The sequence below is a fragment of the Desulfurivibrio modestus genome (assembly GCF_044068625.1).
Taxonomy (GTDB): domain Bacteria; phylum Desulfobacterota; class Desulfobulbia; order Desulfobulbales; family Desulfurivibrionaceae; genus Desulfurivibrio.
Genome location: NZ_JBIPKH010000001.1, coordinates 174282 through 189273, shown reverse-complemented (window position 1 = coordinate 189273; position 14992 = coordinate 174282). Strand labels below are relative to the sequence as shown.

Annotated in this window: 13 protein-coding genes; 8 read left to right on the top strand and 5 right to left on the bottom strand. The window is 59.0% G+C overall.

The genetic code is table 11. The annotated features are described in order from the left end of the window. Positions 1–79 precede the first annotated feature (79 nt). From ftsH to ACHHRT_RS00845, 7 genes are all read left to right on the top strand, one after another. Positions 80–1897 (top strand): ATP-dependent zinc metalloprotease FtsH, encoded by a 1818-nt coding sequence (gene ftsH, locus ACHHRT_RS00875; protein WP_395496776.1) that lies wholly within the window; start codon positions 80–82, stop codon positions 1895–1897. A gap of 257 nt (positions 1898–2154) precedes the next feature. Beyond that, positions 2155–2670 (top strand): cytochrome c3 family protein, encoded by a 516-nt coding sequence (locus ACHHRT_RS00870; protein WP_395496775.1) that lies wholly within the window; start codon positions 2155–2157, stop codon positions 2668–2670. A gap of 49 nt (positions 2671–2719) precedes the next feature. After that, a complete protein-coding gene (locus tag ACHHRT_RS00865) occupies positions 2720–3661 on the top strand; it encodes a 4Fe-4S dicluster domain-containing protein (protein ID WP_395496774.1) in 942 nt (313 codons plus the stop codon). Further along, complete coding sequence (gene nrfD, locus ACHHRT_RS00860; protein ID WP_395496773.1) at positions 3658–4908, top strand: NrfD/PsrC family molybdoenzyme membrane anchor subunit; 1251 nt, start codon at positions 3658–3660, stop codon at positions 4906–4908. Before ACHHRT_RS00865 ends, nrfD begins: the two co-directional genes overlap by 4 nt. A 119-nt stretch (positions 4909–5027) precedes the next feature. After that, the gene (locus tag ACHHRT_RS00855; RefSeq protein WP_395496772.1) at positions 5028–6932 is read left to right on the top strand and encodes a GAF domain-containing protein; all 1905 of its coding nucleotides are present in this window, start codon (positions 5028–5030) and stop codon (positions 6930–6932) included. Between the two features lie 57 nt (positions 6933–6989). Next, positions 6990–8543: a PAS domain-containing sensor histidine kinase gene (locus tag ACHHRT_RS00850; RefSeq protein WP_395496771.1), complete on the top strand. Its 1554-nt coding sequence runs from the start codon at positions 6990–6992 to the stop codon at positions 8541–8543. A gap of 41 nt (positions 8544–8584) precedes the next feature. Further along, positions 8585–10369 carry a sigma-54 dependent transcriptional regulator gene (locus ACHHRT_RS00845; RefSeq protein WP_395496770.1) on the top strand — a complete coding sequence of 595 codons (1785 nt, stop codon included), beginning with the start codon at positions 8585–8587 and terminating at the stop codon, positions 10367–10369. Between the two features lie 11 nt (positions 10370–10380). Here the strand turns inward: ACHHRT_RS00845 and ACHHRT_RS00840 are convergent, their stop codons facing one another. From ACHHRT_RS00840 to ACHHRT_RS00820, 5 genes are all read right to left on the bottom strand, one after another. Beyond that, positions 10381–11145 (bottom strand): N-acyl homoserine lactonase family protein, encoded by a 765-nt coding sequence (locus tag ACHHRT_RS00840; RefSeq protein ID WP_395496769.1) that lies wholly within the window; start codon positions 11143–11145, stop codon positions 10381–10383. Positions 11146–11187: 42 nt separating this feature from the next. Continuing rightward, positions 11188–12081 carry an ATP-binding protein gene (locus tag ACHHRT_RS00835; protein WP_395496768.1) on the bottom strand — a complete coding sequence of 298 codons (894 nt, stop codon included), beginning with the start codon at positions 12079–12081 and terminating at the stop codon, positions 11188–11190. Then, entirely contained in the window at positions 12078–12914 is an 837-nt protein-coding gene (locus tag ACHHRT_RS00830; protein WP_395496767.1) for an ATP-binding protein, read from the bottom strand. Before ACHHRT_RS00830 ends, ACHHRT_RS00835 begins: the two co-directional genes overlap by 4 nt. Positions 12915–12931: 17 nt before the next feature. After that, complete coding sequence (locus ACHHRT_RS00825; RefSeq protein ID WP_395496766.1) at positions 12932–13429, bottom strand: NifB/NifX family molybdenum-iron cluster-binding protein; 498 nt, start codon at positions 13427–13429, stop codon at positions 12932–12934. 263 nt (positions 13430–13692) lie between these two features. Next, a complete protein-coding gene (locus tag ACHHRT_RS00820) occupies positions 13693–14289 on the bottom strand; it encodes a TetR/AcrR family transcriptional regulator (protein WP_395496765.1) in 597 nt (198 codons plus the stop codon). A 482-nt stretch (positions 14290–14771) separates the two neighbouring features. On the opposite strand from ACHHRT_RS00820, the gene ACHHRT_RS00815 reads away from it, so the two are divergent. Next, entirely contained in the window at positions 14772–14984 is a 213-nt protein-coding gene (locus ACHHRT_RS00815) for a cold-shock protein (RefSeq protein ID WP_395496764.1), read from the top strand. Positions 14985–14992: the final 8 nt, after the last annotated feature.

Here is a 14992-nt window from a genome sequence, read left to right as displayed (position 1 = left end):
GTTGGCGTGGTTGTTGCAGAGAAATAAGGCCAAAGAAGTTGGACACTTAACTCGCATCTATAGTGATGGAGGTTGGGGTATGGCCAAATATGTACGTAATTATCTTTTGTTACTTTTTGCGGTGGCGGTGGCGGTGGTCGCCTACAACATCCATCAGATGGAAGGGCAACCGCCCCATCTGGAGTATTCCAGCTTCCTGGCCAGGCTGCATGAGGGAGAGATCAGGGAAGTTACCTTGCGGGGTGGCCAGATAACCGGCCTGGATCGTTTAAATCAGCCCTTTTCAACATATGCTCCGGCCCCCGCCGCCCTGTTGCCCAGGCTGGAAGAGCAGGGGATCAAGATCGAGGCCCGTCCTGAGCCCCGGGGGTCCTCTTTCTGGACCAGTACCTTCCCGGTGTTGTTGCTGGTGGGGGGGGTGATGATCTTCATGGTTCTTCAACAACGGGGAGGATTGTCCCGGTTTTCCGAAAAAAATCTGCCCACCCCGCTGGACTCCAAGCAGAAAGTCACATTTGCCGATGTGGCCGGCATTCCCGAGGCCCAGGAGGAGTTGGAGGAGATTGTTGACTGTTTGCGCAATCCCGGAAGTATCACCCGGCTGGGTGGGCGGATACCCAGGGGGGTTCTGTTGCAGGGGCCGCCGGGAACCGGCAAGACCCTGCTGGCCAAGGCGATTGCCGGTGAGGCGGGGGTTCCTTTTTACAGTATCAGCGGTTCCGATTTTGTTGAGATGTTTGTCGGGGTGGGGGCCTCTCGGGTGCGGGAGCTGTTCAAGGCGGCCAAGAAACATGCCCCCTGCATTATCTTCATTGACGAGATCGATGCGGTGGGCCGCAGCCGGGGCGCGGCGGCCAGTGCCGGCGGCCAGGATGAACGGGAGCAAACCTTGAACGCCCTGCTGGTGGAGATGGATGGTTTCCGTTCCGATGAAACGGTGGTGATTGTGGCGGCCACCAACCGTCCCGACGTGTTGGATCCCGCCCTGTTGCGACCGGGACGTTTTGATCGCCAGGTCAATATCTTGCCACCGGATATCAATGGCCGAATCAAGATCCTTGAGGTTCACGCCCGCCTGGTTGAGATGGCCGATTCGGTGGATCTGGCCGATGTGGCCCGCAGTACCCCAGGTTTTACCGGGGCCGAGCTTGCCAATCTGATTAACGAGTCGGCCTTGATGGCAGCCCGCAAGCATAAGCAGGAGGTGGAGCTGGAGGATATCGAGGAGGCGCGGGACAAAATTCTGATGGGGGCGGAGCGGAAAGGGCTGGTGATCAACGCCGAAGAGCGCAAGGTCACCGCCTATCATGAGGCGGGGCACGCCATCATGGCCAAACTGCTGCCCAACACCGATCCGGTTCACAAAATCACCATTATCCCCCGGGGCCGGGCCATGGGGGTGACCCAGCAGGTGCCGTTGGATGATCGCCATGCCTACTCCCGGGAGTACCTGATGAACCGCATCAAAATCCTGTTGGGGGGCCGTACTGCCGAAGAGATTGTCTTCCGGGAATTTTCCACCGGCGCCAGCAACGACCTCCAGGCGGTTACCAATCTGGCCACTCGCATGGTCTGCGAGTGGGGAATGAGTTCGGTTCTGGGTCCTCGGGCCTATATTAAGGAAGCCACAGGCTTTTTGGGTGGAGATGCCGGATCGCGGCCCTACAGTGAGGAGATCGCCCGGGCCATCGACGCCGAAATCAACCAGTTGATTGAAACCTGTTACCAGGAGGCGATGATTATCCTGGAGGGCAAGATCAAATACCTCCATCGACTGGCAGCCATTTTGTTGGAGCATGAGACCATTGATGGCAAAGAGGCCGATATTATCATGGGTTGCGCTCAGATCGAGCAGGAGACGGTCCCGGTGGGCATCGAGCCGGCCAGCAAGGAGTAAATCCAGTGGGGCCTGCAAGTGTGGCATGCAACACTTCTGTTGCAACAGAAGTGTTGCATGCCACACTTCTTGAAACACTTTGCCGTGGGGAAAGGTGGGTCCAGAAGACAGAGTTGTTGCCCATTTAGCTGGTTACAGAATAACCCTTCTTTTACTTGGCACTATCTGTGCAAACGCGTGGGCCAGCGATAACAAGAGGTATGGAATTCGATTCGGGTCGGGTTGTTTTTATAAACTATCAGCAAAGGAGAGACGGAATGGGTGGATCAAGAAAGAAGCTGCTGGCGCTGGGGCTGGCCCTGTTGATGGGCGGAGCCCTTCCGGGTCTGCTGGGAGCGGCACCGGACACCGTTGTTATGGATGAGCTGGGTGACCTCTATGGTCCGGTTACGTTTGATCACAACTTTCACGTGATGATAACCGGATCCTGTGTAACCTGCCATCACCACACCCTGGGGGAGGCCCCGGTGGATGAACGTTGCCTGCGCTGTCACCAGGGAGGTAGCCCCGCCGGAGCAGTGGCCTGCAAGGATTGTCATCCCCAGGATCGTTTCTCCTCCGCCTACCTGGAGAAGCTGGAGCAGGATCCCTACCTCTATCACACCGGCCGGCCCGGGTTGCTCGGGGCTCTCCATCAGCAGTGCCTCGGCTGTCATCAGCAGTTTGGGGTTGCCTACGGTTGTACCGACTGCCATGTGCGCACCGAAAAGGGCGATGCTTTCTACCGCAGCGGTGATTACGCCCCCCAAGGTGGTTCTGACGACAAGCATTGAAATTGAGCCGGGTCTGGGTTCAGCAAAAATAGAGGAGAGGAGCTTAGTGATGAAGAAGATAGATCGCAGAAACTTTCTCAAGGGCAGTTTGGCCGGGACTGCCGCCCTGGCGGTGACCGGCAAGGCGGCCTCGGGTAAGGCCGCCTCGTTTGAGGGTTACCCCGACAGTATGGGGGTCCTGGTCGACCTGACCAAGTGTGTCGGTTGCCGTACCTGTGAGGCGGCCTGCAACAAGGAGCAGGGGTTGCCGGAACCGGCCAAACCTTTTAACGACACCTCGGTGTTCGAGGAAACCAGACATGGCGGCATGCCCCGGCAGCCCACGGAGAAGGCCTATACGGTGGTCAACCGTTATGACACCCAGTCGGGGGGGCCGGTCTACCGCAAAATTCAATGCAATCACTGCAATGAGCCCGGTTGTCTAACCTCCTGCTTTGTTAACGCCTACAAGAAAACCCCGGAAGGAGCGGTGATTTACGATCCCAAGGTTTGCGTCGGCTGCCGGACCTGCATGATCGCCTGTCCCTTCCATATCCCGGCCTACAGCTACTCCAGCACGATCAACCCCATCATTAAGAAGTGCATCTTCTGTTATGATACCCGGCTCCAGTTCGGCCGCCCCCCGGCTTGCGTCGAGGCCTGTCCCCAGGAGGTGATGGTCTTCGGCAAGCGTGCCGATATGCTGCGCCTTGCCCGGCAGCGGATCAAGGAACGCCCCAATAAATATGTCGATCATATTTATGGCGAAAAGGAGATGGGGGGGACCTCCTGGCTCTACCTTTCGGGAGTGCCCTTTGAGGAGCTCGGTTTCAACACCACCCTCGGCAATGAACCGGTAATCTCCTATGTTAAGGAGTTCCTGACCATCGTGCCCATGGTGCTGACCATCTGGCCGGCGCTGTTCACCGGATTTCATCTGCTCGCCACCCGTAAGGAGGAGGCCGAAGCCGGCAAAAAAGATAACAACAGGGGAGAGGGGGGCAAATCATGAATCGAATGCTTGCAAAGGGCTTCCGGCCGATCGACACGCTGCACAAACCGGATGGTACTCCTTGGAGCTTCAAGGAGAAGATGATGCTGGGATTGAGTTCCCAGGAATATTGGGCGGCCCAGTTACGCAATCCCTTCAACTGGATTCTGGCAGCGATTTTCGCGGTGGGGCTGCCGATCATTGTCGGTCGCTTCATCTTCGGCCTGGGTTGGGTCACCCATAGCTCCTACGATTATCCCTGGGGTCTGCTGCTGGGTTGGGGCTTGTTTGTGATGGTTCCCCTGTCCGCCTCGGGCTTTATGATGGGGACCACCGTCGAGCTGTTCGGCCGCAAGGATTTCAAACCCATCGAGCGGTTGGGGCTGCTCAATGGATTGCTGGGCTATTTCTTCGCGGTCATGTTTCTCCAGGTGGATCTGGGCCAGCCCTGGCGTTTGATCTATCCGATGTTTGTTTCCCTGGGCCCGGCGGCGGTCCTCTTCCTGGTGGCCTGGCACGTGGCCACTTACCTGTCGGTGCAGGTCGCCGAGCTGGTGCCGGCGGTTTCCGAGTGGATGGGCTGGCCCAAGGCCAAACGTTTTATCAAACAGATCGTAATTGGTCTGACCGTGGCCGGTATTATTCTCTCCACCCTGCACCAAGGTGCCCTGGGGGCGCTTTTCACCTACGCTCCGGGCAAGGTCCATCCGCTCTGGTACTCCTCCGCCTTCCAGTGGTTCCATTTCATCTGCTCGGCGATTTTTGCCGGCCTCTCCATGTTGATCGTGGTCAGCACCCTGACCAAGTGGTTTATGCGCTGGCGCTGTGACGAGACCTTCCTGAAAAGCCTGGACCGCCTGACGGTGGGAATCGCCAAGGGGGCCGCCCTGGCCCTGGTCACCTATCTGGTGATCAAGTTCATCGGGGTCGCCCACGATAATGACTGGCAGTATCTTTTCAGCGGCTGGGGACAGTGGTTCATGTTCGAAATGGCCCTGGGCGTAATCGTGCCGCTGGTGCTTTTCACCTCGGCGGTGCGTAACAACAACGCCACCACGGCCCGTTGGGCGGCTCTGTTCGCGGTGGTGGGGATTGCCTTGAATCGGCTCAACACCTCGCTCATCACTTTCAACTGGAATCTTTATCAGGAGATTCCCCACTGGCGGGAGTTCGTGATCACCGTCACCGTTTACGCGACCTATATCCTGGTTTACCGGGCGGTGCTGGCTCGGTTGCCGATTCTTTTCACCTGGAAGGACAAATCTTGAGACGGGTATAATGACGGCTAAACGCGGAGGGGGTAATCCCCTCCGCGCCCTTCCGGTTTTCCCAACCCGGGGCGTCGGGAAACGGTTGCTCGGCGCTTAATCCCAAAAAGGATCGGACCATGGCCTTGCAACGGATAATCTGGTTTTCAGTTCTGGGATTGGGCTTGATCCTGGTGGCGCTGCTTGGCTCAGGCGCCCGCCAATACACACTTTACGCGGGTCATAAAGCGATTGCCGATCAAAGCGAAACCCTGCTTTTCCGTTTTACCATCATCCGCGAACAACTTATGGATGAACTGTTGCAGGCCGAGAACGGTAATCTGGAGAACGTTTCCCGGTCCCTGGAGCAGTTCAACAGTTCCCTGTCCTCGGTGCTGGCGGACCGCCGGATCGCCGATGAGTACAAGTTGGGCTTCATGCAGGCCGTGGATATTTCCGGCATGGTGGTGATGGTCCGCCAGCTTGAGGCTCGCCCCCACGCCCCGGAGTTGCGGCGCAACCTGAACCGGGAGATGCGAATCCTGGGTGAGCGGTTGCTGCTCTTTGACCGCTTGGTGGTGGAGCAGGCCAAGCGCCGCCTGGTCGGTTTTCAGAACGTCTTGATCGGCACCCTGGCCCTGCTCTTTTTCGGGGCTCTGGTTGCCCTTTTTCTTGGTTACCGGCGGGTGGTGCTGCCGCTGGTTTGCCTCAACTCCCAGGGGAAGGAAGTATTGGATGGTGAGCGCCTGGAGATCTCCTGCCCGGCCGACGGTCGGTGGTTGTCGGGGGTGGTCGCCATGGTCAATGACCTGTTGCGTCATGACGCGGAAATGGCTGGCCGTCTGGAGCGGCAGGTGGCGTTGGCCGCCATGGGCCGCCGGGCGGTTGCGGCCCTCTCCCAGGCCCGGACCATGGAGCAGCTGGGAATTGAGGTCTGTCGTGCTTTGCGCCATAATTCCGACTACTTTCTGGTTTGGCTGGGATGCCCCTTGCAACCCCATGGCCTCAAGCTTTTGGGGGTGGCCGGAGCCGGCCCGGGCTTGGTTGAACCGGACAATCTGGCCCTGGTGAGCGGTCTGCCGGTGGCGGGGCGGGAGCCGGGCAAGGATTCGGGTCCGGTGCAACGGGCTCTGGCGGCGGGTGAACCGGTGGTTATTCCCGACTATCTGGCCACGGTTTCACCCGGATTGCTGCAGGATACCAAGCTGGCCGGGCGCCGGGCCGCCTACGGCGTTTTCCCCTTGAGCGAAGAGGAGGAAGGGCTGGTGGGGGTGCTGGCCGTTTTCAGCACCGCCGCCGAGGGATTTACCCCCTATGAGGTGGATCTTCTCCAAGGTGTGGCCACGGCGGTGGGAATGGCTTTGCGTCAGTTCAGCGCCACCGCTCCCGGTCGGGAACATAAGTGGCAGCTGCTGGGCTTCAACCTCGCCGAGTCGGGGGGGATCATGGCGGGGGTCGCCCACGAGGTGAGCGATTTGGCCAACGGAATGATCAACTATGCCCAGATTTTGGCCGACGAGCCCCTGGAGCAGCAGACCCAGCGGGAGATTGCGGCCAAACTGATCGGCACCGGCGAGCAGTTGGCCGGGATCATGAAGAAAACCATCTTCTACAGCCGGGGCGGGGGGCACGATGAGGAGTTTCTGCCCTTGGGCGAGGTATTGGCCGATGCCATCACCCTTAGCCGTTTCAGCATGAAGGGATCCGGAATTCTGGTGGAACCGGACCTGCCCGCCGATTTTCCGCCCCTGCCGGTTAACGCCCGGCGGATGCAGCAGGTGTTTATGCTCCTCTGCGAGCAGGCTCGCCGTACCTTGGACCTGCGCTATCCCGCCAAGGATCAGAATAAAAAATTGCTGATCAAGGGAGAGCTCAGCAGCCGCAAACAGGGGCGCTGCCTGCGCCTCTCCTTCAGCGGCCAGTCTTCCCGGATTGATCCCGAGCTGCTGGCCGGAATGCAGGAGGTGGTGGCGGAGCAGGGGGGAGAGTTGCGACTGGATACCGCCGGCCCTGAGGTGACGGTGAAGATCGAATTTCCCTGTTGAGTGGCGATGTGGACCGCGGCTGGAGCCGGTGATGAAACCCGCCCGTGAGGTGTTGTTTTGCCGGAAGGATGCAAGGAATCACCACAGGATCTTTGGCAGACCGTTTTGGATGGGGTGGCCGATCCCATTATCGTGGTGGGGGCCGATTATTATATCAAACTGATGAACAGGGCGGCCCGCGAGTATGCCAGCAGTGGCGAGCGGGAGGTGGCCCGGTTGCCCCACTGCCATCAGCTCATTTTCGGCTTGGAGCGTCCCTGCGATCAGGTGGGGCGCTCCTGTCCCCTCCAGGAGGTTTTACGCTCCCGCCGCCGGGTGCAGGTGGAGCACGAGCACTATACGGCCGCTGGTGAGCTGCGGGTTTTTGAAGTCCTGGCCTCGCCGCTGTTTGATGACGACGGGAAGGTGTGGGGAATTGTCGAGTCCCTGCGGGATGTTACCACCCGCAAGAAGATGGCGGTTATGCTCCGTGATGAACAGGAGCGACTTGAACGGCGGGTCCGGGAGCGGACCGCCCAACTGCTGCATGCCAAGGAGAAAGCGGAATTGCTCTACCGGGTGAGTCCCAGCGCTATTTTCACCGTCGATGGCCAGGGGTTGGTGAGCAGCTGGAACGATCGGGCCGAGGAGGCGACCGGTTATCAGCGCTGGGAGGTGATGGGGCGGCCCTGCCCGCTTTTTACCGCCCTCGATCTTGCTGGTTGCCCCGGAAAGGAATCCGGGGAAGCACTGTTGGCCCGGATCGGCCGCCTCAGCGGCTCGGAGTGCCAAATGACCCTCAAGGATGGGCGACTGCGCCTGTTGCGAATCGATACCGGGCTGCTGCGGAACCCCGATGGTGAGGTGGTGGGGGCCATCGGCAGTTTCGAGGATGTTACCGAAGAAAAATTACGGGCGGCGGAAACCATGAGGGCCGGTCAGTTGGCGGCCATTGGGGAGTTGGCCGCCGGAGTGGCCCATGAGATCAACAATCCCGTCAACGGAATTATCAATTTCGCCCAGTTGCTGGTCGATGACCATCCCGACGGGGAGGGGCGCGAAATGCTGGCCCGGATCATCGAGGAGGGGGAGCGGGTTGCCGATATCGTTCGCAATCTGCTCTCTTTTTCCCGGCAGCATCGTACCGAGGATGTTGAGCCGGTGATGATCGGGGAGGTGATCGATAACGCCCTGGCTCTTTACACCCATCAAATGTTCAAGGATGGAATCTCCCTTTCGGTGGACCTCGACGAGGATCTGCCTTTGCTCTCCGTTAACCCGCATCAATTGCAGCAGGTTTTTCTCAATCTGCTGAGTAACGCCCGTCATGCCCTCAACCAGCGTTATCCCGGCAAGGATCCCGACAAGCGCGTGGAGATTCGGGCCAGGCGCTGGGCCGAGAACGGCAACCCATATATCCGGACCACCGTCACCGACCACGGTACCGGGATTCCCCGGGAGATTATCGCACATATTTTCGAGCCTTTTTTCTCCTCCAAAAAGACGGGGGAGGGAACCGGCCTGGGATTAAGCATCAGCCAGGGGATTATGCGCGAGCTTGGTGGTTTTCTGCGGGTTGAAAGCGAGTATGGTAAACATACCACTATGATGGTGGATCTGCCGGTCTCCTGAGATGGAGGCGGCATGATAAATACGTATAAAGGAGGCTGACCATGGTGGAGCCCGAAAAGATTAGCAGCAGGATTCTGGTGGTTGATGACGAGGAGAGCCTCCGCCTGACCTTTAAAATGTTTTTGAGCCGGGAAGGATACGGGCCGGTAAAGACTGCCGGAACCTTTGAAGAAGCCATGGAGCTGATCAACAACGAGGAGTTTGATCTGATCATCAGCGATATCGTCATGGATGGAGAGTCGGGAATCGAGCTGCTGCGGCGGGTTCGCGAGCTGTGCAAGGAGTGTCCGGTGGTGATGGTCACCGGCTATCCCAACATCGGTACCGCCGCCGAGGCGGTGCGCCTGGGCGCCTTCGACTATCTGGCCAAACCGGTCAAGAAGGATGATCTGCTGCGGACCGCCCGCATGGCCCTGCAGCAGTTTGCCTTGTGGCGGGAAAAGGTGCGGGCCGACCGGCAAATGGAGCGTTATCGGCAGGATCTGGAAACGGTTTTCCGCAGCGTCCGGGATATGATTATCACCGTCGATCCCGAGTTGAAGGTCTCCCAAATCAATGAGCGGGCCCGCCAGTGGGCCACCGCGCTGGAGCTTGATCTGGAGGTGGGCAGCAGCCTGAAGGAGCTGCCGGCCCCCTTTCGGGTTTTTGTTGATGACGCCAGCCGGGTGCTCGAATCCCGCCGGGAGGTGGAGGAGCATCAGGTGGAACTGGAGTTGGACAAGCTGGGGCGCGTGGTCTTCCGGATCAGCGGTGTTCCCCTGGAGGGGCGGAGCGAACAGTTTATCGGGGCCATGCTGCTCTTTCGGGACGTGACCTGTTCCGAGTACCAGGAGCAGCGGACCCGCCGGACCCGTTTCCATCGGCTGGCCGGCGGATCCCCCGCCATGCAGGCGGTGTATACCATGATCGAAAACGTCGGTCCGGTGGACGTCACCGTGCTGATCACCGGCGAATCCGGCACCGGTAAGGAGCTGGTGGTGGAGGCTCTGCACGCGGAAAGCCCCCGGCGGGGGATGACGCTGGTGAAGGTGGACTGCACTTCCATCCCCGAAAACCTGCTGGAGAGCGAACTGTTCGGCCATAAGCGGGGGTCATTCACCGGGGCCGATCGCCACCGGGAGGGCCGGATCCTCCAGGCCGATGGTGGCACCCTCTTTCTGGACGAGGTGGGGGATATCTCACTGGCCAACCAGGTAAGGTTGTTGCGGTTTCTCCAGGAGCGCACCTTTTATCCGGTGGGAGGCGATCAGCCGGTATCGGTTGACGTTCGGGTGGTGGCGGCCACCAATGCCGATCTGCGGCGCAAGGTGCAGCAGGGTGAGTTCAGGGAGGATCTGTACTATCGCTTGCGGGTGGTGGATATTCACTTGCCGCCACTGCGGGAGCGGGAAAACGACCTGGAGTTGTTGGCCCGGCTGTTTATGGAACGCTTCAGTAAACAGCTGGACAAAAGTATCACCGCCATCTCCGACCAGGCCCTGCAGTTGCTCATGGCCTATCGCTGGCCGGGTAATGTTCGGGAACTGGAACATGTGATCGAGCGGGCCTGTGTGCTTTGTGCCGGCAGCACCATCACCAGCGCCGAGCTTTCGGTCGAAGTGCTGGGCGATTCAGGTACTCCGTCGCTGGCGGATGGTGGGGAGAGTGGGAGTGCGTCCTTCTTGGTGGAGAGGGTGGGCGGGGTGGATGGCGAGGGGGAGGAGGAGAGGATCGTCAGGGTGCTGCGCCAGACCGACGGCAACAAGGCCAAGGCCGCCCGACTATTGGGGATTGATCGCAGCACCCTCTATCGCAAGATGAAGCAGTATCAGATCGTGGACGCATAATCCCGGTCTTTTTAGTCATGGGGCACTGGGCCGGAGATGGTCTCCAGGCCGGCAAAACGGGGTTCATGGAGCGGCAGGAGGTAGTCGCCCAGCGCTTTGGTTTTGAGCAGGATATCGTAAGCCTCATGGGCGTTAACGTGGGTTCCCGGGGGAATAACCTCCATATCCATGCCCCGGATCGCCTGGGGAGGATACAGATTTTCGAAAATGGTGCAAAAACCGGTGATCACCGCCCTTCCCCCGGGGGTTTCCACCAGCACGCTCATCCCGCCGGGGGTATGGGCCGGGGTGTGGACCACCCGGATGCCCGGCAGGATCTCCCGATCATGGTCGATCAGCGTCAGCTGGCCGTTCTGCTCCACCTCCAGGATAAAATCCTCCACATAGCGATAGTCCAGGGGGTGGTAGGCCCGAATGGTCTCGATCTCCTTTTGGTGAACAAAAAACTGGGCATTAACGCACTTGTAGTCATTTTCGCAGTGGTCCCGATGCAGATGGGTGTGGATCACCACCTGGATATCCTCGGGCTTTAAACCGTATTTGGCCAGTCCCTCCTCAAAGGTATAGATCCGGCCCCCGATCTTCTGCTGCCGATCCTCGGATTGGATCGGATTGAGTTCGCCGGTATCGATCAGCACTTTCCGGTCACCCCCCTCCAGATACCAGCAGTAGATGGGGATGGTGTATGGTTCGCCATACCCATACTGGTAGGTCATCATTCCCTTGTCGAACACCTTACTGCCCATGGGGATGGGATGAATCAGATACTGGCTCACGTCGCTTCTCCTTTATTGGTTGCGCCCGACAGGCGGGCCGATTTAACTGATTATTCGCAGTTCTTCCCGCGCCAGGAATGTTTCTAGTTCAGCCCACATCTGCTCGATGGCCATGGTTGCCGGGGCGTTGGGGGCATGAGCCGGCAAGGGCAATCCCTGAACGATGGCATCGACCACGGCTCGATCGAAGGGGATTTTCCCCACCAGTGACAGTTGTTGCTGCCGACAAAATTGAGCGATCTTGCTGGCCTGCTCGGGGTGAAGATCCCATTTGTTAAGGCAAACGGCGGTGGGTACCCGGAAATGAGCGGTCAGTTCCGCCACTCTTTGCAGGTCGTGGAGGCCGGAGCGGGTGGGTTCGGTTACCAGCAGCGCGGCTTGGACCTGAGCCAGGGCGGCGATTGCCGGGCAGCCCAGGCCGGGGGGGCCATCCACCAGCAACCACTGGGCTCCTTGGCTGGTGGCCAGTTCCCGGGCTTTTCTCTTGACCAGACCGACCAGCTTGCCCGAATTTTCTTCACCCACCCCCAAGCGGGCGTGGACCAGAGACCCGTGATCGGTCGTGGCAACAAACCAGCTGCCGGAAAGTTTGTCCACCATGTTGATGGCTCCTTCCGGACAGAATTGGGCGCAGACCCCGCATCCTTCGCAAGCAAAGGGCAGCAGTCTGGCCTTGTCCTTCAGTTCTATGGCCTTAAATCGGCACAGCTCGAAACAGGTTCCGCAGCCGGAGCACCGCTGGGGATCGATCCTGGCCTCTGCTCCGCACCAGAACTCGTGTGCCACACTGTCTCGAGGCTTGAGCAGCAGGTGCAGGTCGGCTGCATCGACATCACAGTCCGCCATCACTTTGTTGTTGATGATGGCGGCCAGGGCTCCGGTGACCGTGGTTTTGCCGGTTCCCCCCTTGCCGCTGAGGATCAGAAGTTCTTTCATCGGGATACCTCTTCGAGCAAGGCGCCAAATACCGCTTCAAGTTCTGGGCGACTGTCGATGAGGCTATGGCCGGCGGCATAATCCGCCGCGATCTTATGGTCGAAGGGGATCTGCAGGTGGATGGTGACCCCTTGGCTGCGGCACCACTGGGCGGTGCGCTGATCCCCGAGGTCGCTGCGGTTGATGATGACCCCGAAGGGCAGGGTGAGTTGTCGCAGCACCGCCACCGCCAGTTGTAGATCGTGGAGGCCGAAGGGGGTGGCCTCGGTTACCAGGATAACATAATCGGTTCCTTTGACCGCGGCCAGGAAGGGGCAGGAGGTGCCGGGAGGGGCGTCGATCAGCACCAGCCCCTCTTCGGCCGCCTGCTCCCGCACCGCTTGAATCAGGGGAACCGCCATGGCTTCTCCCACCCGCAGGCGGCCGTGACCGAAAGCGATTCCGCCACTGTGACCCAGTTCCACCACGCCCAAGGTGCGAGCTTCTTCCGCCAGCGCCTTTTCCGGGCAGACCAGAAAACAGCCCCCACAGGAATGGCAAAGCTCCGGAAAAACAAGGAGCTCGCCCCGACCGGCTCCAAAGCTGCTGATGGCGTTGAAGCGGCAAAGATCGCGGCAGAGACCGCAATGGTTGCACCTTTCCGGCAGTAGTCGGGGAACCGTCAACGAGATGGTCCTGCTGCTCGCAATGGTCGGCCGCAAAAAGAGATGACCGTTGGGTTCCTCCACATCACAATCCAGATACTGGACGGGGCCTGGGCAGGAACGGGCCATGGCCAAGGCCACGGTGGTCTTGCCGGTACCGCCCTTGCCGCTGGCAATCGCGATCTTCAACTGGTCACCTCTTTTTTTCAGCGGGCCGTCCGCATAGTGCGGCGGCAGCGGCCCTGATTTCCGCGGCCTTGGGCTCTCTGGCCATCGCGGCTCGGACCGCCGGCAGCCCGACAGCGACTCCGGGCGGCTCCAGGGGCGGGTCGGCCTGGGGAAACGGAAGTAGGTGTCACCGCTTGGTCGGTCGGTGACGGGGGAGGAGTGGCGTTGAATTTAGCGATGGCTTCGGCGACAGTGCCGGAGGCGCCATTGACCATGGCGATGCCGGCCCGTTCGCAGACCTGAGCCGCTTTGGGTCCAACCACCCCAGTCAAGATTGCCCGGGCTCCTGCCTCAGCCAGCCGGCCGGCGGCAGCGATGCCGGCTCCCTGGGCCTGGGCCGCCGTCTCCCGATTGTCGATCACCTCCACAACCTCTCCGGTTGTGGTTTCGATCAGTAACAGATAGTCGGCTCGGCCAAAGCGGGGATCGACGGGGGAAGTGAGTTCTTTACCAGTGGAACTGACTGCGACTTTCATGGCGACACCTCATGAGGGTTGGGGTAATGTGCATATGCACACATTATGGATGACCAGCCGGGATGTCAAGCAAAAAAAAACGTTGGCTCCTTCCCTTTTTTCCTGGGGAGAGAAAAGAGGGGGGAGCCAACGGAGAGGAGGTAACAAATTCAGAATAAATTAAGAACCCACTTAAGTCAATAGAAAAGACATTCTTTCTATTTTGTGGTGACGGATGGATGGTGAAGGCCGGAGCTTGCCGGAAACTTTAGAAAGGCGGGTTTTCAGGATTTTATTGCCGCCCAGGCGTTGGCCATCAGTTGTTCGGTCATGCTGGTCAGGGGTTCCTTGAGGACACACTGGATACGGAGCTGGGCCGGGCGGAGAATGGCGCCGGTGAAGGAAACGGCGGCGATGAAAACATCTGTTTGCCGGATATCCCCCTGCTTCATCCCGGCGGTAATGATCTGGCGGATCACCATGAAAGGTTCGCTGAAACAGACCGGAGCGGCATCTTCCATGAACTCCGCGTGTTTCATAAACAAAAGATACTCCATCATGGCCGGATCTTCTTCGGTCAATTCGTAGACCAGTTCGGCAAAAACCCTCAGCTTATCAAAGGTAGTTTCCCGGCCATGCAGGCGCTGGAGAAACATTTCGTTGAAGTCCCCCAGGGTTTTCTTGTGCAGGATTTTGGCCAGGTTCTCCTTGCTGCCGAAGAGGTTGTAGATCGCTCCGGTGCTGACCCCGGAACTGCGCACGATATCGGGAATGGAGACCCGGTAGTAACCCTTGTCGACGAACAGTTTGCGAGCACTGGCAAAAATCCGGCGCGCTTTATCCTCGGGGTCGATGGTCCGTTTTTTTTTGGCTGAATCCATTGATTTTGGGGTCTATTCCGGGGGTCGGTCACGGTCGGCAGCCTATATGGCTCTGTCGATCGCTTCGGACCCTGAATTAATCTTAAAATTATGAACCGAGGCATATATAGGCAAATTATATGACATTTGCAAAGTAAATTAGACGGTGCATCCCTGGGTATAATGCTCCCGGGGGGCACGGTGTGGTGAACGGATTGACCGGAGAACGGCATGCCGATGGCCCTAAAACTCGCCGATTTGTAGTTGGATCGGTGCTGGCCCAGTGCTTTCTGGAGTTCCTCGGTTGGTAAAGTACCACATCCCAAAAAAAATGTTGCGTTGGAGGAAAAATCAACCCTAAACTCAGTCGTAGTCGGTTGTGTTAGTGTAACCCCCCGATGGTCCGCAGCCATTGTCGGTTGGTGGCGGTTGTTGGCCCGGGGAAGGGGGTTACGGTTGGGCGACGGGAAGGCGCCGGAAATTTTTGGGAAGGAGTGGATGGTATGTCGGAACGAGTCAGCGGTAGAGTAAAGTGGTTTAATGCCCCCAAAGGTTTTGGATTCATCGAGCGAGAGAACGATTCTGATGTTTTTGTCCATTATCGGGGGATCCGGGGAGAGGGATACAAGTCCCTCCAGGATGGGCAGGCGGTGAGCTTCGCGGTGGTGGAAACCCCCAAGGGGCTGCAGGCGGAGGATGTGGAGGTGATCGCCTGAGTGCTTCT